The 21,074-nt window shown below is 52.9% G+C and carries 18 protein-coding genes; 12 read left to right on the forward strand and 6 right to left on the reverse strand.

Annotated features, from left to right (window positions below):
• Positions 1–11 precede the first annotated feature (11 nt).
• From aceF to traT, 3 genes are all read left to right on the forward strand, one after another.
• Positions 12–1,901, forward strand: a complete 1,890-nt coding sequence (gene aceF, locus WC1_RS20070) for a pyruvate dehydrogenase complex dihydrolipoyllysine-residue acetyltransferase (RefSeq protein ID WP_003018689.1) — start codon at positions 12–14, stop codon at positions 1,899–1,901.
• A gap of 175 nt (positions 1,902–2,076) precedes the next feature.
• On the forward strand, positions 2,077–3,501 hold the full coding sequence (lpdA, locus tag WC1_RS20065) for a dihydrolipoyl dehydrogenase (protein WP_003018686.1): 1,425 nt from the start codon (positions 2,077–2,079) through the stop codon (positions 3,499–3,501).
• Between the two features lie 194 nt (positions 3,502–3,695).
• Positions 3,696–4,427, forward strand: a complete 732-nt coding sequence (traT, locus tag WC1_RS20060) for a complement resistance protein TraT (RefSeq protein WP_003837465.1) — start codon at positions 3,696–3,698, stop codon at positions 4,425–4,427.
• 63 nt (positions 4,428–4,490) lie between these two features.
• Here traT and WC1_RS20055 read toward each other — a convergent pair whose 3' ends face one another.
• Together WC1_RS20055 and WC1_RS20050 are read right to left on the reverse strand one after the other, a co-directional pair.
• Complete coding sequence (locus WC1_RS20055) at positions 4,491–5,285, reverse strand: DUF2950 family protein (protein ID WP_016149562.1); 795 nt, start codon at positions 5,283–5,285, stop codon at positions 4,491–4,493.
• A 10-nt stretch (positions 5,286–5,295) separates the two neighbouring features.
• The gene (locus WC1_RS20050) at positions 5,296–6,888 is read right to left on the reverse strand and encodes a DUF3300 domain-containing protein (protein ID WP_016149563.1); all 1,593 of its coding nucleotides are present in this window, start codon (positions 6,886–6,888) and stop codon (positions 5,296–5,298) included.
• A 448-nt stretch (positions 6,889–7,336) separates the two neighbouring features.
• Between WC1_RS20050 and acnB the strand changes: the two genes are divergently transcribed.
• Both acnB and yacL read left to right on the forward strand, forming a co-directional pair.
• Positions 7,337–9,934, forward strand: coding sequence for a bifunctional aconitate hydratase 2/2-methylisocitrate dehydratase (gene acnB / locus WC1_RS20045; RefSeq protein WP_016149564.1), 2,598 nt, complete (start codon positions 7,337–7,339; stop codon positions 9,932–9,934).
• Positions 9,935–10,108: 174 nt separating this feature from the next.
• Positions 10,109–10,471 carry a protein YacL gene (gene yacL, locus WC1_RS20040; protein WP_003018670.1) on the forward strand — a complete coding sequence of 121 codons (363 nt, stop codon included), beginning with the start codon at positions 10,109–10,111 and terminating at the stop codon, positions 10,469–10,471.
• 33 nt (positions 10,472–10,504) lie between these two features.
• Here the strand turns inward: yacL and WC1_RS20035 are convergent, their stop codons facing one another.
• Entirely contained in the window at positions 10,505–10,852 is a 348-nt protein-coding gene (locus WC1_RS20035) for a YacC family pilotin-like protein (protein WP_003018667.1), read from the reverse strand.
• Between the two features lie 153 nt (positions 10,853–11,005).
• Between WC1_RS20035 and cueO the strand changes: the two genes are divergently transcribed.
• The 3 genes from cueO to hpt all read left to right on the forward strand — a co-directional run bounded on the left by cueO (position 11,006) and on the right by hpt (position 15,244).
• On the forward strand, positions 11,006–12,616 hold the full coding sequence (gene cueO / locus WC1_RS20030) for a multicopper oxidase CueO (protein ID WP_016149565.1): 1,611 nt from the start codon (positions 11,006–11,008) through the stop codon (positions 12,614–12,616).
• 184 nt (positions 12,617–12,800) lie between these two features.
• Complete coding sequence (locus WC1_RS20025) at positions 12,801–14,456, forward strand: methyl-accepting chemotaxis citrate transducer (RefSeq protein WP_003837476.1); 1,656 nt, start codon at positions 12,801–12,803, stop codon at positions 14,454–14,456.
• 251 nt (positions 14,457–14,707) lie between these two features.
• Complete coding sequence (gene hpt, locus WC1_RS20020) at positions 14,708–15,244, forward strand: hypoxanthine phosphoribosyltransferase (RefSeq protein WP_003018658.1); 537 nt, start codon at positions 14,708–14,710, stop codon at positions 15,242–15,244.
• A 93-nt stretch (positions 15,245–15,337) separates the two neighbouring features.
• Here the strand turns inward: hpt and can are convergent, their stop codons facing one another.
• Positions 15,338–16,000 carry a carbonate dehydratase gene (gene can / locus WC1_RS20015; RefSeq protein WP_003018654.1) on the reverse strand — a complete coding sequence of 221 codons (663 nt, stop codon included), beginning with the start codon at positions 15,998–16,000 and terminating at the stop codon, positions 15,338–15,340.
• Positions 16,001–16,108: 108 nt separating this feature from the next.
• Between can and WC1_RS20010 the strand changes: the two genes are divergently transcribed.
• The 4 genes from WC1_RS20010 to WC1_RS19995 all read left to right on the forward strand — a co-directional run bounded on the left by WC1_RS20010 (position 16,109) and on the right by WC1_RS19995 (position 19,637).
• On the forward strand, positions 16,109–17,035 hold the full coding sequence (locus WC1_RS20010) for an ABC transporter ATP-binding protein (RefSeq protein WP_016149566.1): 927 nt from the start codon (positions 16,109–16,111) through the stop codon (positions 17,033–17,035).
• Positions 17,032–17,802: an ABC transporter permease gene (locus tag WC1_RS20005; protein ID WP_003018647.1), complete on the forward strand. Its 771-nt coding sequence runs from the start codon at positions 17,032–17,034 to the stop codon at positions 17,800–17,802. Before WC1_RS20010 ends, WC1_RS20005 begins: the two co-directional genes overlap by 4 nt.
• A gap of 103 nt (positions 17,803–17,905) precedes the next feature.
• Positions 17,906–18,346, forward strand: a complete 441-nt coding sequence (locus WC1_RS20000; RefSeq protein WP_003018644.1) for a PTS sugar transporter subunit IIA — start codon at positions 17,906–17,908, stop codon at positions 18,344–18,346.
• Between the two features lie 61 nt (positions 18,347–18,407).
• Positions 18,408–19,637 carry a polysaccharide deacetylase family protein gene (locus WC1_RS19995; protein ID WP_016149567.1) on the forward strand — a complete coding sequence of 410 codons (1,230 nt, stop codon included), beginning with the start codon at positions 18,408–18,410 and terminating at the stop codon, positions 19,635–19,637.
• A gap of 6 nt (positions 19,638–19,643) precedes the next feature.
• Here WC1_RS19995 and panD read toward each other — a convergent pair whose 3' ends face one another.
• Together panD and panC are read right to left on the reverse strand one after the other, a co-directional pair.
• Complete coding sequence (panD, locus tag WC1_RS19990) at positions 19,644–20,024, reverse strand: aspartate 1-decarboxylase (protein ID WP_003018640.1); 381 nt, start codon at positions 20,022–20,024, stop codon at positions 19,644–19,646.
• Between the two features lie 95 nt (positions 20,025–20,119).
• Positions 20,120–20,974 (reverse strand): pantoate--beta-alanine ligase, encoded by an 855-nt coding sequence (gene panC, locus WC1_RS19985; RefSeq protein ID WP_016149568.1) that lies wholly within the window; start codon positions 20,972–20,974, stop codon positions 20,120–20,122.
• Positions 20,975–21,074: the final 100 nt, after the last annotated feature.

The raw sequence follows: 21,074 nt of genomic DNA on the forward strand, positions 1-21,074 counted from the left end.
GTAAAAGAATAATGGCTATCGAAATCAATGTACCGGACATCGGGGCTGATGAAGTTGAAATCACCGAGATCCTGGTCAAAGTGGGCGACAAAGTTGAAGCTGAACAGTCGCTGATCACCGTAGAAGGCGACAAAGCCTCTATGGAAGTTCCGTCTCCTCAGGCTGGTATCGTTAAAGAGATCAAAGTCTCTGTTGGCGATAAAACTGAGACCGGCAAACTGATCATGATTTTCGATTCCGCCGACGGTGCAGCAGCAGCTGCACCTGCTCCGGCAGAAGAGAAGAAAGAAGCGGCTCCGGCAGCAGCACCTGCTGCTGCGGCGGCGAAAGACGTACACGTACCGGACATCGGCGGCGACGAAGTTGAAGTTACCGAGATCATGGTTAAAGTGGGCGACACCGTTGCGGCTGAACAGTCTCTGATCACCGTTGAAGGTGACAAAGCGTCAATGGAAGTTCCGGCACCGTTCGCGGGTACCGTTAAAGAGATCAAAATCAACACCGGCGACAAAGTGTCTACCGGTTCCCTGATTATGGTCTTCGAAGTAGCGGGCGCAGCGCCTGCTGCTGCACCGGCTCAGGCGGCTGCTCCAGCAGCAGCGGCGGCTCCGGCTGCTTCCGGCTCGAAAGAAGTTAACGTACCGGATATCGGCGGTGACGAAGTCGAAGTCACTGAAGTGATGGTTAAAGTGGGCGATAAAATTGCCGCTGAGCAATCACTGATCACCGTTGAAGGCGATAAAGCGTCAATGGAAGTTCCGGCACCGTTCGCGGGCACCGTGAAAGAAATCAAAATCAGCACCGGCGACAAAGTTAAAACCGGTTCTCTGATTATGGTCTTCGAAGTCGAAGGCGCAGCACCTGCAGCCGCTCCAGCACAAGCAGCTGCTCCGGCTCCGGCCGCAGCACCAGCGCCTGCGCAAGCCGCAGCTCCGGCCGCGAAAGCGGAAGGCAAATCTGAGTTTGCTGAAAACGACGCTTACGTTCATGCAACACCGCTGATTCGTCGCCTGGCGCGCGAATTCGGTGTGAACCTGGCGAAAGTGAAAGGTTCTGGCCGTAAAGGTCGTATCCTGCGTGAAGACGTTCAGGCTTACGTGAAAGACGCTATCAAGCGTGCTGAAGCGGCTCCGGCTGCAGCAGCAGGCGGCGGTATCCCGGGCATGCTGCCTTGGCCGAAAGTGGACTTCAGCAAGTTTGGTGAAATCGAAGAAGTGGAACTGGGCCGTATCCAGAAAATCTCTGGTGCTAACCTGAGCCGTAACTGGGTGATGATCCCGCACGTTACTCACTTCGATAAGACCGATATCACCGATCTGGAAGCGTTCCGTAAACAGCAGAACGCCGAAGCTGAAAAACGTAAACTGGATGTGAAATTCACCCCAGTAGTCTTCATCATGAAAGCCGTTGCCGCTGCTCTGGAACAGATGCCGCGCTTCAACAGCTCCCTGTCTGAAGACGGTCAGCGCCTGACCCTGAAGAAATACATCAACATCGGTGTAGCGGTTGATACTCCGAATGGTCTGGTTGTTCCGGTCTTCAAAGACGTGAACAAGAAGAGCATTACCGAGCTGTCTCGTGAACTGACCGTGATCTCCAAGAAAGCGCGTGATGGCAAGCTGACTGCTGGCGAAATGCAGGGCGGTTGCTTCACCATCTCCAGCATCGGTGGCCTGGGTACTACCCACTTCGCGCCGATTGTGAACGCGCCGGAAGTGGCTATCCTCGGTGTCTCCAAGTCCTCTATGGAGCCAGTGTGGAACGGTAAAGAGTTTATGCCGCGTCTGATGATGCCGATTTCGCTCTCCTTCGACCACCGTGTAATTGACGGTGCGGATGGTGCGCGCTTTATCACCATCATCAACAACATGCTGTCTGACATTCGCCGCCTGGTGATGTAAGCGAAAAAGCCGGCCCGACGGCCGGCTTTTTTCTGGTAATCTCATGAAGTCAGTGAGGTTATTGTGCGAAAGACAAATCGGTTGCCGTTTGTTGTTTCAAAATTGTTAACAATTTTGTAAAATACGGGCGGATAGAACGACCCGGTGGACGACGGGTATAAATTAAGAGGTCATGATGAGCACTGAAATCAAAACTCAGGTCGTGGTACTTGGGGCAGGCCCTGCAGGTTACTCTGCTGCCTTCCGTTGCGCAGATTTAGGTCTGGAGACCGTCATCGTAGAACGTTACAGCACCCTCGGTGGTGTTTGTCTGAACGTCGGCTGTATCCCTTCTAAAGCGCTGCTGCACGTAGCAAAAGTTATCGAAGAAGCCAAAGCGCTGGCTGAACACGGTATCGTTTTTGGCGAGCCGAAAACCGATATCGACAAGATTCGTACCTGGAAAGAAAAAGTTATCACTCAACTGACTGGCGGTCTGGCTGGTATGGCCAAAGGCCGTAAAGTGAAAGTGGTTAACGGTCTGGGTAAATTTACCGGGGCGAACACCCTGGAAGTTGAAGGCGAAAACGGCAAAACCGTAATCAACTTCGACAACGCGATCATCGCGGCGGGTTCCCGTCCGATCGAACTGCCGTTCATTCCGCACGAAGATCCGCGCGTGTGGGACTCCACTGACGCGCTGGAACTGAAAACTGTTCCTAAGCGCCTGCTGGTTATGGGCGGCGGTATTATCGGTCTGGAAATGGGTACCGTGTACCATGCACTGGGTTCAGAGATCGACGTGGTTGAAATGTTCGACCAGGTTATCCCAGCTGCCGACAAAGACGTGGTTAAAGTCTTCACCAAGCGCATCAGCAAGAAATTCAACCTGATGCTGGAAACCAAAGTGACCGCCGTTGAAGCGAAAGAAGACGGTATCTACGTTTCCATGGAAGGCAAAAAAGCCCCTGCCGAAGCTCAGCGTTACGATGCTGTGCTGGTAGCTATCGGTCGTGTACCGAACGGTAAAAACCTCGATGCGGGCAAAGCTGGCGTTGAAGTTGATGACCGTGGCTTCATCCGCGTTGACAAACAGCTGCGCACCAACGTGCCGCACATCTTTGCTATCGGCGATATCGTCGGTCAGCCGATGCTGGCGCACAAAGGTGTTCACGAAGGTCACGTTGCCGCTGAAGTTATCGCCGGTAAGAAACACTACTTCGATCCGAAAGTTATTCCATCCATCGCGTACACTGAACCAGAAGTTGCATGGGTTGGCCTGACTGAGAAAGAAGCGAAAGAAAAAGGCATCAGCTACGAAACCGCCACCTTCCCGTGGGCTGCTTCTGGCCGTGCTATCGCTTCTGACTGCGCAGACGGTATGACCAAACTGATTTTCGACAAAGAATCTCACCGTGTGATCGGTGGTGCGATTGTCGGTACCAACGGCGGCGAGCTGCTGGGTGAAATCGGTCTGGCGATCGAAATGGGCTGTGACGCTGAAGACATCGCGCTGACCATCCACGCTCACCCGACTCTGCACGAGTCTGTTGGTCTGGCAGCTGAAGTGTTCGAAGGTAGCATCACCGACCTGCCGAACCCGAAAGCGAAGAAAAAGTAATCTTCCCGCTTTTGTGAAAACGCCTCTTCGGAGGCGTTTTTTTTCCCGAAAGCTACCAGTTCTGGTAGTCATCTTATTGATATCTCCACTAAAAAAAATTGCGCAACTGCCGATACTTTTTTCGCCATTGTGTGGCTACTGGCCGCGCGGTTAAGAGGCTCTGGACTCTCTATTACACGAAAAAAGGAAAATACATGTCTTTAAAAAAAATCGCGGTTGTTGGCATGATTGTCGCGACAATGACACTGACCGGTTGTGGCGCGATGACCACCGCCGTTAAAAAACGTAACCTTGAAGTGAAAACGCAGATGAGTGAAACCATCTGGCTGGAGCCTTCCAGCGAGAAGACCGTCTACATTCAGGTAAAAAATACCTCTGACAAAGACATGAGTAACCTGCAAACCCTGCTGGCAAATGACCTGTCCGCTAAAGGTTATAAAGTGACCAGCTCACCAGACAGCGCTTATTACTGGGTACAGGCGAACGTATTGAAAGCGGACAAAATGGATCTGCGTGAAGCTCAGGGCTTCCTGAAAACGGGTTATGAAGGTGCCGCGATGGGCGCAGCGTTGGGTGCGGGGATTACCGCCTATAATAGCAACTCCTCTGGTGCGGCGCTGGGTGTTGGTATCGCGGCGGGGCTGATCGGCATGGCTGCGGATGCGATGGTGGAAGACGTAAACTACACCATGGTCACTGACCTGCAGATCTCTGAACGCAGCAAAGCGAAAGTGACAACGGATAACGTTGCGGCGTTGCGTCAAGGGACATCCGGTATCAAGTTGCAAACCAGCAGCGCGCAAGGCGATCGTGCAAAATATCAGACTCGCGTCGTGTCTAATGCTAACAAAGTGAATCTGAAGTTCGAAGAAGCGAAGCCGGTTCTGGAAGCTCAGTTGGCGAAATCTGTCGCTAACATCCTGTAATTTGCTGTGGGTTGCCGGGGGGCGGCTACGCCTTACCCGGCCAACTAATCTTTCGAATTGGTATCAGGGCGCTACGGGCTGCCAGGTTTTATCCGGATGGAATGTGGTTAACGCCTGTGCTTTTTGCTGAGAATCAACGCCGAGATCGGCCTGATAGACTTTATCATCACCGTTAATCATAAAACTCATCACGCCGGTGTGATCATAGCTAACAGGCCAGGCCACCATGGCAAAACCGCTGGTTTTGTCGGGAAGGATACGAAAATGATAGCCGTGATAGCCCGTGCCAGGTTCCTGTGGACTAAAGGCCGGGCCGAGCGGGCTTGGCGCTTCGCCGGGTGAAACAGGCCAGTACAGACCATCTTTTTTCCCTTCAGAACTGACAATCTTTTGCGCGTATTTCTGGTTCATCGCAAAATAGCTCTGCTGGGCATCTACATAAGCGTGTAACGCCTCGATAGCCGCGAGTTCGTTTCGTCCAATCTCACGGGTCAGGATCTCTTCGGCCGCTTCCTTGATATCAAATTGCCAGCCTGAAGCGTTTTTGACGACCGGGATTGGCAATTGCCAGTCGCTATCCCCGACCACCAGATGCGCGGTATTGCCGTCGACAACGGTATTATGGCGAACCTTCCAGTCGCGCAGGAAACGATCAACCGCATCAGGATCGACGCCTTCTGGCGGTAGAAAATCACGCCAGTTTTCCCCGAGCAGGTTGCTCATTGCACTTTCATTTTGCTCACTAATCGCGTTTGCTAGCGCATCGGTCGCCTGGTCTGGTGTGCTGAAGGATTGTTGTGCCATCGCGGCAGCCGAAACCATGAACAACACCATTCCACTGAGTAGTTTATTTTTCATGTCGGTTTCCTTAACGATGACGGAATTCACGGTGTTCAGCACGCCCGCCAGAAGGCTGGCGCGATGGCTGATTACGGGCGACCTGCCGGCTCTGTGCCCCTCGCTGTTGCTGCGCCTGCCAGTTGGCGGAGCGACTGTCGTTCCCGCTCAGCGCATTGGCGCGTGGCTGGCTGGTCCGTTGTTGAAGATTGCGCTGTTGCACATTGCGTTGCTGCGCCGGTTGCGTGACCCGTTTCTCCTGTCGCTGGGCGACTGCCTGACGATTCTCACGTTGCTGTGTGCCTGTCCGTTTCGCTGTTTGCGGTTTGGTATCGTAACCTCGGTAGTTATTACGTTGGGAAATTTGCTTCAGCTGTTGGCTGGATGCCTGACGCTGGGCGTCTTTCGTGCCCGTACGCGCCGTCTGCGGGAATGTTTTTCCCGTTGATTTTTCCATTTGGCTCATCGCAGCCTGGCGTTGGCTATCACGGTTGACCGGTCTTTGCTGGGTTGAACTTAAACCTGTAGCCGTGTTAGTGGCGTGAAAGCGGTTATTGAGCTGGTTATTTGGGTATGGCACACCCTCACGATAGGCCGGGTTGTGCTGCCAGGTACGGTTGGCGTCTGTCAGTCGTTGCCCACTGATTTTATTAAAGTTATCAACGTTAATATTGATGTTGTTATCACCATTACGGTTATAGCCGCCATGGTTATCCCAGTCATCATTATGATGGTGATCGTCGTCGTCATCCCAGTCGATGTTGCTGAAGATGGCATAGGTTGTTGCAACACCGAGGCTGAAGCCTAAACCATTAACGAAGCTGTTACCAAACTGCTCACCGGGCGTTGGCGGCAGATAGGTTGGCGGATAGGCGGTGTTCGGCCAGGTACCGTAAACCGTATTCGGGTTATAGGTAGGAACGTACACCACCTGCGGATCGGCGGATTCAATTTTGATTACCGTTGGAGCCGGTGGGGCCGTCGATTGAACTGTTACTCCTTCTTGAGTTTGGGTACGAGGAGGAGGCACATTTTTCACACTCGTGGTGACTGTCTGCTGCGGTGTCGATTGCAACGCACCGGTCTGTTGCGCCAGTGCACGCAGGCGTTGAACGGAATCCATAACATCTTTTGGCTGCGCAAGGAAAGCATCGCCCAGACTTTGTACCCACGGCGGATTTTCACCCATCAGCGACATCAACTGGGGAAAGGCGACCAGCGATTTCACGCTGGGATCCCAGGGCTGGCTGGCAACGGCCTGAATGGCGGCATCGCCCTGCATTTTGGGATTGTCTTTTGACCACTGTGCGGCCTGGATGACGTTAGCCGGATAGGTTGAGGCCATCAAAATTTGCGACAGCAGCGAGTCTGGATAGAGTGCGATAGGTGCAACCCACTGATCGATTTGTGCTGCCGAGTAGGTTGGTGCCACGACGGGCGCTGTTTGGTCGGCCGGGGCAGGGGCCGCTATTGGCGCTGGAGCCGGTGCTGACGGTTGCTGTGCAACGGGGGCCGGAGCTGCAGGCTCCGTAGCACGACTTTTAACGAACATCACGCCTGAGGCGGCAAACAGCCCGACACTGCACAAAAGGACAAGCAGATGTGGCTTAAGGGGCAACTTCATAAAATGACTCCAACGAGACAAGCGCTGTGCCGTGAGGCGTTCCTGTTGCCGCGAGTATTATTCACCCGTGTTAGACAGTTTTGACTTTTATTGGGGATTCACCCGGTAGGTCCGGAAAAAGAGTGTGAGGATTTATTACACAATTATATCTGATGGTTGAAAAGTCGCTGGAAAATCCAGCATCTCGCGCTTGAAAATCAACCGTTTCAGGGTGGTTTTAGGTAGCCTGAATTGCGTTCCTCCTTGCCGCTACACCATTCTTAACGATTCAGCCAATTTTTTATGTTGCTTTTTTGTAAACGGATTAACACTTAATGAAAATCCTGTTATTGTGCCTTATGCGGTACCGGGCATTTACCCTACTAACTACTGTCTCACAGGAGCGTGAAGAGAATCGCCCATCTACAAAAGCGCCGCATTATGACAATGAGAGCGAGGAGATATCGTCGTGCTAGAAGAATACCGTAAGCACGTAGCTGAGCGTGCTGCCCAGGGGATTGTGCCAAAACCTTTAGACGCAACCCAAATGGCCGCACTTGTCGAGCTGCTGAAGACCCCGCCTGTGGGCGAAGAAGAATTCCTGTTAGACCTGTTGATCAACCGTGTTCCTCCTGGCGTAGATGAAGCCGCTTATGTTAAAGCTGGTTTTCTCGCTGCCGTCGCGAAAGGCGACACCACCTCCCCGCTGGTTACCCCAGAAAAAGCCATTGAACTGCTGGGCACCATGCAGGGTGGTTACAACATTCATCCGCTGATCGACGCGCTGGATGACGCCAAACTGGCACCGATTGCCGCCAAAGCGCTCTCTTCAACGCTGCTGATGTTCGATAACTTCTACGATGTGGAAGAAAAAGCCAAAGCGGGCAACGAATATGCGAAGCAGGTAATGCAATCCTGGGCCGATGCCGAATGGTTCCTGAACCGTCCGGCTCTGGCTGAAAAAATCACCGTTACCGTCTTTAAAGTTACCGGTGAAACCAACACCGATGACCTCTCTCCGGCACCGGACGCATGGTCCCGCCCAGATATCCCGCTGCACGCGCTGGCGATGCTGAAAAACGCCCGTGAAGGTATCGAACCGGATCAGCCGGGCGTAGTTGGCCCGATCAAACAGATCGAAGAATTGCAGAAAAAAGGTTACCCGCTGGCTTATGTGGGTGATGTTGTCGGTACCGGTTCTTCGCGTAAATCCGCGACCAACTCCGTGCTGTGGTTCATGGGTGACGACATTCCTCATGTGCCGAACAAGCGCGGCGGCGGCCTGTGCCTCGGCGGCAAAATTGCACCTATCTTCTTCAACACCATGGAAGATGCGGGCGCACTGCCGATTGAAGTGGACGTGTCGAACATGAACATGGGCGACGTGATTGACGTTTACCCGTTCAAAGGCGAAGTACGCAACCACGAAACAGGCGAACTGCTGGCCAGCTTTGAGCTGAAAACCGAAGTCCTGATCGACGAAGTACGTGCTGGTGGTCGTATTCCGCTGATCATCGGTCGTGGCCTGACCACCAAAGCGCGCGAAGCGCTGGGTCTGCCGCACTCAGACGTCTTCCGTCAGGCGAAAGACGTGGCGGAAAGCAGCCGTGGCTTCTCCCTGGCACAGAAAATGGTTGGCCGCGCCTGCGGCGTGAAAGGTATCCGTCCGGGCGCGTACTGCGAACCGAAGATGACCTCCGTGGGATCTCAGGATACCACCGGCCCAATGACCCGTGACGAACTGAAAGACCTGGCGTGCCTGGGCTTCTCAGCTGACCTGGTGATGCAGTCCTTCTGTCACACCGCTGCCTATCCGAAGCCGGTGGATGTCAATACGCACCATACGCTGCCAGACTTCATCATGAACCGTGGCGGTGTCTCCCTGCGTCCGGGCGACGGCGTTATCCACTCCTGGCTGAACCGTATGCTGCTGCCGGATACCGTAGGTACCGGTGGTGACTCCCATACCCGTTTCCCTATCGGGATCTCCTTCCCGGCAGGTTCTGGTTTGGTGGCGTTTGCTGCAGCGACCGGCGTGATGCCGCTGGATATGCCGGAATCGGTACTAGTGCGCTTCAAAGGTAAAATGCAGCCGGGTATCACTCTGCGTGACCTGGTTCACGCCATTCCGCTGTACGCGATCAAACAGGGTCTACTGACCGTTGAGAAGAAAGGTAAGAAGAACATCTTCTCTGGCCGCATCCTTGAAATCGAAGGTCTGCCGGATCTCAAAGTGGAGCAGGCGTTCGAACTGACCGATGCTTCCGCAGAGCGTTCTGCTGCGGGCTGTACCATCAAGCTGAACAAAGAGCCGATCATTGAGTATCTGAACTCTAACATCGTTCTGCTGAAGTGGATGATCGCGGAAGGCTACGGCGACCGTCGTACGCTGGAACGTCGTGTGCAGGGCATGGAAAAATGGCTGGCGGATCCGCAGTTGCTGGAAGCCGACGCTGACGCAGAATACGCGGCGGTGATCGACATTGACCTGGCTGACATCAAAGAACCAATCCTGTGTGCACCGAACGATCCGGACGACGCGCGTCTGCTGTCTGACGTACAGGGTGAGAAGATTGACGAAGTGTTCATCGGCTCCTGTATGACTAACATCGGCCACTTCCGTGCCGCAGGTAAGCTGCTGGATGCGCACAAAGGCCAACTGCCGACGCGTCTGTGGGTGGCTCCGCCAACCCGTATGGATGCGGCACAGCTGACCGAGGAAGGTTATTACAGCGTGTTCGGTAAGAGCGGTGCGCGTATCGAAATTCCAGGCTGCTCTCTGTGCATGGGTAACCAGGCGCGTGTCGCCGACGGCGCAACGGTGGTCTCGACCTCTACTCGTAACTTCCCGAACCGTTTAGGTACCGGGGCAAACGTCTACCTGGCTTCTGCGGAGCTGGCGGCGGTTGCGGCGCTGATCGGCAAACTGCCGACGGCGGAAGAGTACCAGACCTATGTGGCGCAGGTGGATAAAACTGCCGTGGATACTTACCGTTATCTGAACTTCGACCAGCTCTCTCAGTATACGGAGAAAGCCGATGGTGTGATTTTCCAGACCGCGGTGTAATGCGCTAACGCGTTTTGTGTAAAAACACATCAATGCCCGGAGAAGTCTGCTTCTCCGGGCATTTTTATTTCTATTCCTTATACCCACTACGCTTTTTTTCTGCCGCGCTGCTGCGATAATTACAGCAAGGCGCGATGCGGTATTGGCGCATTGCCGGGAGTAGAGGAAGACATTATGGATTACGAATTTCTGCGCGATATTACCGGGGTGGTAAAAGTGCGTATGTCCATGGGCCACGAGGTGGTGGGGCACTGGTTTAATGAAGAAGTGAAAGAAAACCTGGCCTTACTTGATGAAGTGGAACAGGCGGCGCGTGCGGTTAAGGGCAGTGAGCGCTCCTGGCAGCGAGCAGGGCATGAATACACGCTCTGGCTGGATGGCGAAGAAGTGATGGTTCGCGCTAATCAGTTGGAGTTCTCTGGAGATGAGATGGAAGAGGGGATGAGCTATTACGACGAAGAAAGTTTTTCACTTTGTGGTGTAGAGGACTTTCTTCAGGTTGTGGCGGCATACCGCGAATTTGTGCAACAGCGTTAATTCATGCGGAGCCAGCGGGCTCCGCTATGTCTGTTACTTCACGTACGCCAGCAGGCTTAAAGAATCACGCGCCAGTGCTTTGCATTTCTTTGCCGTGGGGATGCCGATACCGCTGAGATCGCGGTAGCTGTCTTCACCCAGCGCTTTCATATTGAAGGTGTCGTAATTACTCAGGTCCCACTGGTTTTGCTGGGCAAAAAAGACCAGTGCGCGACGGATCTGCCCATTAGGCAAATTCTGGTATCCACAGTCATTTTTCAGAAAAACAAAAACTGCCGTTAAATCGGCCATATCTTCGGCTTCGGACTCGCTGAGCGCGTAGCTGTTTGCGCATACGGCCATCAGGCTACCGAACAAAACTGTTCTGAAAAACGTCTTCATTGCTTCTACCACTGCATCACGGAATTTAAACGTTAGCATACTGCGAGCGAAGCGACGACCTTTATTATTAGCCGTTCACTTGACCTTCCCGTAAGGGGAAGGCTTATGCTTAAAAGATAGCCTGCTTAAGCTGCTGAATATAAGGAAGTGATTATGCAACGTCGTGACTTTTTAAAGTACTCCGTGGCGCTGGGCGTCGCGTCAGCGTTACCTTTGTGGAGCCGGAGCGTATTTGCCGCCGACCGTCCCGCCTTACCCATTCCTGATCTGTTAACCGCCGATGCTTCGAATCGCATCCAACTGATCGTGCAAGCCGGGCAGTCAAACTTTGCCGGTAAGACGGCCACGACCTGGGGATATAACGGCAATCTGCTCGGACCGGCGGTCAAGCTGAACAAAGGGCAATCGGTGAACGTGGATATCCATAACCAGCTTGCCGAAGAGACGACGTTGCACTGGCACGGGCTGGAAATCCCCGGTGAAGTCGACGGTGGGCCGCAAGGCATAATCCCGGCGGGCGGGAAACGTTCAGTGACCTTCACGCCGGATCAGCGCGCGGCAACCTGCTGGTTCCACCCTCATCAGCATGGAAAGACCGGTCATCAGGTAGCGATGGGGCTGGCCGGACTGGTGCTGATTGAAGACGAAGAGATTCGCAAGCTGATGCTGCCTAAGCAGTGGGGAATTGATGATGTGCCGGTAATTATTCAGGACAAACAGTTCTCTGCTGATGGGCAGGTTGATTATCAACTGGACATCATGACCGCCGCAGTCGGCTGGTTTGGCGATACGCTGCTGACCAACGGGGCGATTTATCCTCAGCATGCCGCACCGCGCGGCTGGCTGCGCCTGCGTCTGTTGAATGGTTGTAACGCGCGCTCGCTGAACATTGCGGCCAGCGACAATCGTCCTTTGTACGTCATTGCCAGCGACGGTGGACTGTTGGCGGAACCGGTAAAAGTGACCGAGCTTCCTATGCTGATGGGCGAGCGCTTTGAAGTGCTGGTGGATGTCAGTGACGGCAAAGCTTTTGATCTGGTAACTCTGCCAGTCAGCCAGATGGGGATGGCAATTGCGCCATTTGATAAGCCGCACCCGGTGATGCGCGTTCAGCCGCTGCTGATTACCGCTTCCGGCACGCTGCTGGATACGCTGACATCCATGCCATCGCTGCCGTCACTGGAAGGTCTGACGGTGCGCAAGCTGCAGCTGTCGATGGATCCGATGCTCGATATGATGGGCATGCAAATGCTGATGAAGAAATTCGGCGGTCAGGCCATGGCGGGTATGGATCATGGAAAGATGATGGGCCATATGAATAATGACAATATGGACCACGGCAATATGAATCATGGCAATATGAACCACGGTGAGATGGGGAATATGCAGCATGGCAACATGAAGCATGGCGGATCGTTTGATTTCCATAATGCCAACCGGATTAATGGTCAGGCGTTTGATATGAATAAACCGATGTTTGCCGCGGCAAAAGGGCAGCATGAACGCTGGGTGATTTCTGGTCAGGGCGACATGATGCTGCATCCGTTCCACATTCACGGCACGCAGTTCCGCATTCTGTCTGAGAATGGCAAAGCGCCTGCCGCACACCGTGCGGGATGGAAGGACACGGTACGGGTAGAAGGCGGCGTGAGCGAGGTATTGGTTAAGTTTGACCATGACGCGCCAAAAGAGCATGCCTATATGGCGCACTGCCATCTGTTAGAGCATGAAGATACCGGGATGATGCTCGGCTTCACCGTCTAAAAAAATCGCGCTGTGCTTATCCGGCCTACAGAAATCTCTCGTAAGCCGGATGAGACACAGTCTCTTTACAGCGTTTCATCGCACGACTCCCTCCTCCTGCTAATTCTGCTATTGCACATAAAGCAATCGCCTTTAGAGCCGATAATCATTGGGTACCCAATGTGAGTTCAATGGATGAAATACTATGATTAAAAATGTGCGCGTTATTACCGGCATTCTTCTGGTTCTCGCCATTTTCTGTTTGCTACAGGCCGTGACAGGAAGTTTTTTTTATTCTGCAGTAAACAATGATCGCCATAATTTCCAGAACTCAGGCACCCTGAATGCCCAACAGGAAAATCTGAGTGATAGCGTCAATACGCTGATTAAAACCCGGGTAACGGTAACCCGCGTAGCAATTCGTTTCTTAAAGAACCAACGCGATCCGGCCTCACTGGCGGCAATTGATACTTTGCTAAAAACGGCGAGTGAGTCGATGAAGAAGGCTGAAGGATACTTCGCGCATTATCAGTCATTGCCGCAGGTGTCGGGGCAGAATCCGCAAATTGCATCTGAAATGGAAAAACAGTATCGGCAGATGCACGACGTGATGGCGTTATCGATAGAGTATCTGCGCGCGAATAACTATCAGGCCTATGGCGATCTTGATGCTCAGAAGGCGCAAGATGAAATGGAAGCCAGCTATGACCAGTGGCGTAACGAAAATAACGCGTTGCTTCAGCACGCGGCGGCGGAGAATCAGCACAGCTTTACCCGCATGCAATGGACATTAGGGGCAATTGTCGTCGCTGTGCTCATCGTGCTGGGCATGATCTGGAGTGGGTTGCAGCATATGCTGCTTAAACCCCTGGCGCAGATTATGGAGCATATCCGCATTATTACCCGTGGTGATTTGACCCATCAACTCGACGTCCAGGGACGTAATGAAATGGGGCGTTTGGCGACGGGGTTAGATGAAATGCGACAGTCGCTGATTTCGACAGTCACGTCGGTGCGTAACAGCTCAGAAACGATTCATAGCGGTGCAGCGGAAATCTCGTCAGGTAACAACGATCTGTCTTCGCGTACCGAGCAGCAGGCTGCTTCACTTGAAGAGACTGCCGCCAGCATGGAACAGCTTACTGCAACCGTGAAGCAAAATACGGACAATGCGAAACAGGCGACTCAACTGGCTAAGAATGCGTCTGATACTGCCGCGCGTGGTGGACGGGTTGTTGATACTGTCGTGCACACGATGAGTGAAATTGCCGGTAGTTCACAGCAAATTGCGCAGATCACCAGCGTCATCGACAGTATTGCTTTCCAGACCAATATCCTGGCGCTCAACGCGGCGGTTGAGGCAGCCAGAGCAGGAGAGCAGGGACGAGGATTTGCTGTTGTAGCGGGTGAAGTCCGTACTCTGGCAAGCCGTAGCGCTCAGGCAGCCAAAGAGATCAAAGCGTTGATTGATAACTCAACTCACAGCGTGGGGATGGGATCTCAGCAGGTGTCGGACGCGGGTAAAACGATGAAAGAGATTGTCGCTGCGGTCACCCGCGTGACGGACATCATGGGGGAAATCGCCTCAGCCTCAGAGGAACAGAGTCGGGGGATTGAGCAGGTGAGTCTCGCGGTCTCGCAGATGGACAGTGTCACACAACAAAACGCCGCGCTGGTAGAAGAGTCTGCCGCCGCCGCCGCTTCGTTGGAACAACAAGCTGAACAGTTACGCCTGGCCGTGGCTGCATTTCGCATCACACGCGATACCTCCAACAGTGAGCATCGGAAACCGCCTAAGGATGCTCCGCAAGCAACCTCTGCGGGGAGTACGACACAAGACCCGCATTGGGAAACGTTTTAGCCACATGCTGTCGTGCGAACCTGGTTTTGATTAATAAGCATACAAAAAACGACGCAAACGGGTTCTCCTGTGAACTATCAGAGGAACCCGCTCTCTTTACTGGTATACTTCATCAACTGAATTGTTTGTATGCTGTCGCAAGTTTTGTGGTTAGAGCGGGTCGCCGTCTGTCAGTCGGTGTATCAACGTAAGCGCTTTCTTTCGATCTGCATGATGTGTCAACTGATAAAAATCAGTGAGTTATAGGGTTTATGAAACATACTGTTGAAGTGATGATCCCGGAAGCGGAGATCAAAGCGCGTATTGCTGAACTGGGGCGCCAGATTAACGAACGTTACAAAGACAGCGGCAGCGATATGGTGCTGGTTGGTCTGTTACGTGGCTCATTTATGTTTATGGCGGATCTGTGCCGTGAAGTGCATGTCTCCCACGAAGTCGATTTCATGACGGCATCCAGCTATGGCAGCGGAATGTCTACTACGCGTGATGTTAAAATCCTGAAAGACCTGGATGAAGACATTCGTGGCAAAGACGTGCTGATTGTCGAAGACATCATCGACTCCGGTAATACGCTGTCCAAGGTGCGTGAAATTCTGAGCCTGCGCGAGCCGAAATCCCTGGCTATCTGCACGCTGCTGGACAAACCTTCTCGTCGTGAAGTGAATGTTCCGGTCGAGTTTATCGGATTCTCTATTCCAGATGAGTTTGTGGTCGGTTACGGCATTGACTATGCCCAGCGTTATCGCCATCTGCCGTATGTTGGCAAAGTGGTGCTGCTGGACGAGTAATTGGCGGGAGCGCCTGATGGCGCTTCGCTTATCAGACCTACGGCGTAGGTTTGTAGGCCGGGTAAGGCGTCTCCGCCTCCCGGCAATGTCACATTATTTATGGTTGCTGTGTTTCTGACTCAGGTTAGACAACCCCTGGCGATAGCGCTGCTCCAGCGTTTCGCGGCTGGTGGCGGTGACGTCGAGATCGCGCAATAGACCGTCATGAATACCGTAAGCCCAGCCGTGAATGGTAACTTTCTGACCGCGCTTCCAGGCTGAACGCATAATGGTTGAGTGGCCGAGGTTGTAGACCTGCTCCATGACATTCAGTTCGCATAGGGTGTCCATGCGACGTTCCTGCGGCATTTCGCCCAGCAGTGAGCTGTGTTTGAACCAGATATCGCGGATGTGCAGTAACCAGTTATCAATCAGCCCTTGTTCTTTATTTTCAATCGCCGCCTGGACGCCGCCGCATCCGTAGTGGCCGCAAATAATAATATGTTCCACTTCCAGCACATCCACCGCATACTGAACGACTGATAGACAGTTCAGGTCGGTGTGAATAACCAGATTGGCAACATTGCGGTGAACAAATAATTCGCCCGGTTCAAGACCGGTTAATCGTTCAGCGGGAACGCGGCTATCGGAACATCCAATCCATAGAAAACGCGGATTCTGTGCATGCGTCAGCGTTTCAAAAAATCCGGGATCCTCTTCTACCAGCATCTTTGACCATAGTGCATTGTTGCTGATGAGTGTATCTATGTCTTTCATGGAGTTGTACGACCCGAAGCCAGATAAATTCGATGGGCTAATATAGGGTAACTCCAGCATTAATTAAACTATATATAAAATGTCAGAACGTAAGGTAAGTAAAAAACCATGACCATTGCTCTGGAACTTCAACAACTTAAAAAAACCTATCCCGGTGGCGTTCAAGCGTTACGCGGGATAGATTTGCAAGTCGAAGCGGGTGATTTTTATGCGCTTTTGGGGCCGAATGGCGCAGGAAAGTCCACCACCATTGGAATAATCAGCTCGCTGGTGAATAAAACCTCCGGGCGGGTTAGCGTTTTCGGCTACGATCTCGATAAAGACACAGTTAACGCCAAACGCCAGCTTGGGCTGGTCCCACAGGAGTTTAACTTTAACCCGTTTGAAACCGTGCAGCAGATCGTGGTCAACCAGGCCGGTTACTACGGCGTTGAGCATAAAGAAGCGGTTAAACGCAGCGAAATTTACCTCAAACAGCTCGATCTGTGGGAAAAACGCAACGAACGCGCGCGCATGCTTTCCGGTGGGATGAAACGCCGTCTGATGATTGCCCGTGCGCTGATGCATGAGCCAAAATTACTCATCCTTGATGAACCGACGGCGGGCGTGGATATTGAGCTGCGCCGTTCAATGTGGGGCTTTTTAAAAGATTTAAACGACAAAGGCACCACCATTATTCTGACCACTCACTATCTTGAAGAAGCGGAAATGCTGTGTCGCAATATCGGCATTATCCAGCACGGTGAGCTGGTGGAAAACACCTCAATGAAGAGCCTGCTCTCTAAGTTGAAATCCGAGACCTTTATTCTCGATCTGGCACCGAAAAGCCCGCTGCCAAAACTGGAAGGCTACCAATACCGGCTGGTGGATACCTCCACGCTGGAAGTGGAGGTGCTGCGTGAACAAGGGGTCAACAGCGTGTTCTCACAGCTGAGCGCCCAGGGCATTCAGGTATTGAGTATGCGAAACAAAGCGAACCGACTGGAAGAACTGTTTGTTTCTCTGGTGCATGAAAAACAAGGAGATCGCGCATGATGCAGCTTTATTGGGTGGCGCTGAAAAGCATCTGGGCGAAAGAGATCCACCGCTTTATGCGCATCTGGGTCCAGACACTGGTTCCCCCCGTCATCACCATGACGCTCTATTTTATTATCTTTGGTAACCTGATCGGCTCGCGTATCGGCGAAATGCATGGTTTTAGCTACATGCAGTTTATCGTGCCGGGGCTGATTATGATGGCGGTGATCACCAACTCGTACGCGAACGTGGCATCGTCATTCTTCAGCGCTAAGTTTCAACGCAATATTGAAGAGCTGCTGGTCGCCCCGGTACCAACGCACGTGATCATCGCCGGTTTCGTCGGCGGCGGCGTGGCACGTGGCTTGTGCGTAGGCATTCTGGTAACGGCTATTTCACTGTTCTTCGTGCCTTTCCAGGTGCATTCTTGGGTCTTTGTGGCGCTTACGCTGATGTTAACGGCGGTACTGTTCTCGCTGGCCGGTTTGCTGAACGCAGTCTTTGCTAAAACCTTTGACGATATCAGCCTGATCCCAACCTTCGTACTGACACCACTGACCTATCTGGGTGGCGTGTTCTATTCGCTAACGCTGCTGCCACCGTTCTGGCAGGGGCTGTCGCATCTGAACCCGATTGTCTACATGATTAGCGGTTTCCGCTACGGCTTCCTGGGGATTCATGATGTTCCGCTAGTCACCACGTTTGGTGTGCTGGTGGTGTTTATCGCTGCGTTTTATTTGCTGTGCTGGTACCTGATTCAGCGCGGACGCGGCCTGCGCAGCTAATTCTTTCTTCCTCTCCTTGCCTGGGAGAGGAAGACTTTTGATGCTTGTCACCATTACGGATTTATCACACTGATAAACTACTTGCCTGCTAAGGAGGTAGGCAATGTTAGGTTGGGTAATTACCTGTCATGACGATAAGGCACAGGATATGCTGCATCGTCTGGAGAAAAAGTACGGCCCGTTGGCCCAATGTCAGGCGGTAAGTTTCTGGCGTGGACTCAGCTCGAATATGCTAAGCCGCATGATGTGCCACGCCCTGCATGCCACAGACTCAGGCGAGGGCGTGATATTCCTGACGGATATGGCCGGGGCCGCGCCTTACCGCGTGGCTTCGTTAATGAGCCATAAACATCCCCAGTGTGAAGTGATTTCTGGCATCAGCTATCCATTACTTGAGCGAATGATTTCGTCTCGGGAATCTATGAGCAGTTCAGCGTTTCGCGATTGCATCGTCGCACTTGGCGGCCCCGAAGTCTCCAGTCTCTGGCATCAGCAACAAAAAAATCCCCCCTTCGTGTTGAAGCATGATTTGTATGAGTATTAATCATTGGTATTGATGGCGCTTTTGCTACAATAGCCGAGGTTTCTCGCCTCGGTTATCTCATATGGTTATGCGCGTTCTGCTTGTTTTATTGCTCCTGTTTTCTGGCAGCGTCGCTGCGGCTTTGCCTGCTCGTTATATGCAAACCACCGAAGCCGCCGCCGTATGGGCGCAGATTGGCAATAAGATGGTGACGGTTGGGAATATTCGCGCCGGGCAGATCCTCGCTGTTGAGCCTATTGCGGCAGACTATTACGAATTTTCCTTTGGTTTTGGCACCGGGTTTATTGATAAGGGACACCTGGAGCCCGTTCAGGGGCGGCAGAAAGTCGATGATGGTCTGGGCGATCTCAATAAACCGCTCAGCAACCAAAGCCTGGTAACCTGGAAAGATACGCCAGTTTATAACGCTCCGGATGTCGGTAGCGCCCCGTTTGGCGTGCTGGCGGATAATCTGCGTTATCCGGTCATCAGCAAGCTTAAAGACCGACTCAACCAGACCTGGTACCAGATCCGCATTGGTGGCCGACTGGCCTATGTTAGCGCGCTGGATGCGCAGGAAGACAACGGCATCCCGGTGTTAACCTATCATCATATTTTGCGCGATGAAGAGAATACCCGCTTTCGCCATACCTCCACTACAACCTCCGTACGCGCTTTCAGCAACCAGATGGCCTGGCTCCAGGATCGCGGCTACACCACGTTGACGATGTATCAACTGGAAGGCTACGTGCAGAATAAAATGAATCTCCCGGCGCGGGCGGTGGTGCTGACCTTTGATGATGGTCTCAAGTCGGTGAGTCGTTATGCTTACCCCATTTTGAAGCAGCACGGCATGAAGGCCACGGCGTTTATCATCTCCTCACGCATCAAGCGCCACCCGCAGAAGTGGGATCCGAAATCGCTGCAGTTTATGAGTCTCTCTGAACTGAACGAGATCCGGGACGTGTTCGACTTCCAGTCGCATACCCATTTTTTGCATCGGGTTGATGCGAATCGCCGGCCGATCCTACTGAGTCGCAGCTATCATAATATTCTGTTCGATTTCGCCCGTTCGCGCCGGGCATTGTCCCAGTTTAATCCTCACGTTCTGTATCTTTCGTACCCGTTTGGCGGTTATAACGCCACGGCGGTAAAAGCAGCAGGCGACGCGGGATTCCACATGGCGGTCACCACGGTGAGAGGGAAGGTTAAGCCGGGAGATAATCGGTTCTTATTGAAAAGGCTTTATATTTTAAGGACGGATTCGCTGGAGACGATGTCGCGGCTGATAGTCAATCAGCCGCAGGGGTAAGTACTGTCAGGCAACCTGTACCGGAATAGCTTTCGCGGTGCGCTTCATCTCGTTGTCGCCTTCAAAATAGGCCACTTTCGGACGCCAGGTGCGGGCTTCTTCGTCAGACATGGTGACGAAGCTGGCGATAATTACAATATCGCCAACATCAGCGCAATGCGCCGCAGCTCCGTTCACCGAGATGATTCTGGAGCCGCGTTCAGCCGCAATTGCATAGGTTGAGAAACGTTTACCGTTGGTTACGTTCCAGATATCAATAGCTTCGTTTTCCAGAATACCTGAGGCATCGAGAAAATCCTGGTCGATGGCGCAGGAGCCTTCGTAATGCAGGTCCGCCTGCGTGACTTTTACGCGGTGGAGCTTGCCTTGCAGCATGGTGCGAATCATAACTTCTATACCCTGTCGTTTACCTTGGCTAAGCAGACGAAACTGGCCTGCTTTGAGAAATTCTCAGGCAGTATTGCCCGATTTTTAACCCCTGTCTACTGGGCTAATGTAACGCTTTGATTATCGATCAGACGCGCCTGACCCAGCCAGGCGGCAGCCAGAATCACCGCGCGTTTGCTGGTTTCCGTCAGCTCCAGCAGCGTGTCGGCATCGCGAATCTGAATATCGTCGGCGCGGAAGCCTTTTTCATTCAGCTCCTGCTCGGCAATAGCAATAATCTCCTGCAACTCACGATTACCCGCAATCAGTTTTTCTGCGATGCTAGTCATCACTTTGTGCAGACCCGGCGCAATTTTACGCTGTTCTGCGGTCAGATAACCGTTACGTGAGCTAAGCGCCAGACCGTCTTTGGCGCGAATAATCGGCACGCCAACGATCTCAATGTCATAACCCATATCCGCCACCATTTTGCGGATCAGCGCCAACTGTTGGAAATCTTTCTCGCCGAAGCAGGCGAGGTCAGGCTGGATAAGGTTGAACAGCTTGCTGACGATAGTGGAAACGCCGCGGAAATGGCCCGGACGGCTTGCGCCTTCCAGCATGGTGGAGAGACCGGGAACCTCAACGAAAGTCTGGCCTTCCAGACCCTGTGGATAGATTTCCTCAACGGCTGGTGCAAAAACATAATCGACTTTGCGCTTGTTCAGCTTTTCACAATCTTCCTGCAGTGTGCGCGGATAACGCACCAGATCGTCCGGTCGGTCAAACTGCATCGGGTTGACGAAAATGCTGGCGATTACCACATCAGCCCGGGCTTTTGCCTCATCGACCAGCTTCATATGGCCGTCGTGCAGATTTCCCATGGTGGGAACCAGTGCGATGCGTTTACCTTCCTGACGCAGACGACGAATATGCTGGCGCAGCAGCGGCAGGGTTTCAATAATTAACACAACAAGACTCCTTAAATACGATGCCTGATGGCGCTTCGCTTATCAGGCCTACGCGTGAAATTGTAGGCCGGATAAGGCGCGTAGCGTCGCCATCCGGCGT

The sequence above is a fragment of the Citrobacter sp. KTE30 genome, from assembly GCF_000398825.1.
Lineage (GTDB): Bacteria > Pseudomonadota > Gammaproteobacteria > Enterobacterales > Enterobacteriaceae > Citrobacter > Citrobacter freundii.

Bases quoted from the DNA above. Each gene is read 5' to 3' on its own strand.
- aceF (WP_003018689.1), top strand. From the start codon at position 12: ATGGCTATCGAAATCAATGTACCGGACATCGGGGCTGATGAAGTTGAA.
- lpdA (WP_003018686.1), top strand. From the start codon at position 2,077: ATGAGCACTGAAATCAAAACTCAGGTCGTGGTACTTGGGGCAGGCCCT.
- traT (WP_003837465.1), top strand. From the start codon at position 3,696: ATGTCTTTAAAAAAAATCGCGGTTGTTGGCATGATTGTCGCGACAATG.
- WC1_RS20055 (WP_016149562.1), bottom strand. From the start codon at position 5,285: ATGAAAAATAAACTACTCAGTGGAATGGTGTTGTTCATGGTTTCGGCT.
- WC1_RS20050 (WP_016149563.1), bottom strand. From the start codon at position 6,888: ATGAAGTTGCCCCTTAAGCCACATCTGCTTGTCCTTTTGTGCAGTGTC.
- yacL (WP_003018670.1), top strand. From the start codon at position 10,109: ATGGATTACGAATTTCTGCGCGATATTACCGGGGTGGTAAAAGTGCGT.
- WC1_RS20035 (WP_003018667.1), bottom strand. From the start codon at position 10,852: ATGAAGACGTTTTTCAGAACAGTTTTGTTCGGTAGCCTGATGGCCGTA.
- cueO (WP_016149565.1), top strand. From the start codon at position 11,006: ATGCAACGTCGTGACTTTTTAAAGTACTCCGTGGCGCTGGGCGTCGCG.
- WC1_RS20025 (WP_003837476.1), top strand. From the start codon at position 12,801: ATGATTAAAAATGTGCGCGTTATTACCGGCATTCTTCTGGTTCTCGCC.
- hpt (WP_003018658.1), top strand. From the start codon at position 14,708: ATGAAACATACTGTTGAAGTGATGATCCCGGAAGCGGAGATCAAAGCG.
- can (WP_003018654.1), bottom strand. From the start codon at position 16,000: ATGAAAGACATAGATACACTCATCAGCAACAATGCACTATGGTCAAAG.
- WC1_RS20010 (WP_016149566.1), top strand. From the start codon at position 16,109: ATGACCATTGCTCTGGAACTTCAACAACTTAAAAAAACCTATCCCGGT.
- WC1_RS20005 (WP_003018647.1), top strand. From the start codon at position 17,032: ATGATGCAGCTTTATTGGGTGGCGCTGAAAAGCATCTGGGCGAAAGAG.
- WC1_RS20000 (WP_003018644.1), top strand. From the start codon at position 17,906: ATGTTAGGTTGGGTAATTACCTGTCATGACGATAAGGCACAGGATATG.
- WC1_RS19995 (WP_016149567.1), top strand. From the start codon at position 18,408: ATGGTTATGCGCGTTCTGCTTGTTTTATTGCTCCTGTTTTCTGGCAGC.
- panD (WP_003018640.1), bottom strand. From the start codon at position 20,024: ATGATTCGCACCATGCTGCAAGGCAAGCTCCACCGCGTAAAAGTCACG.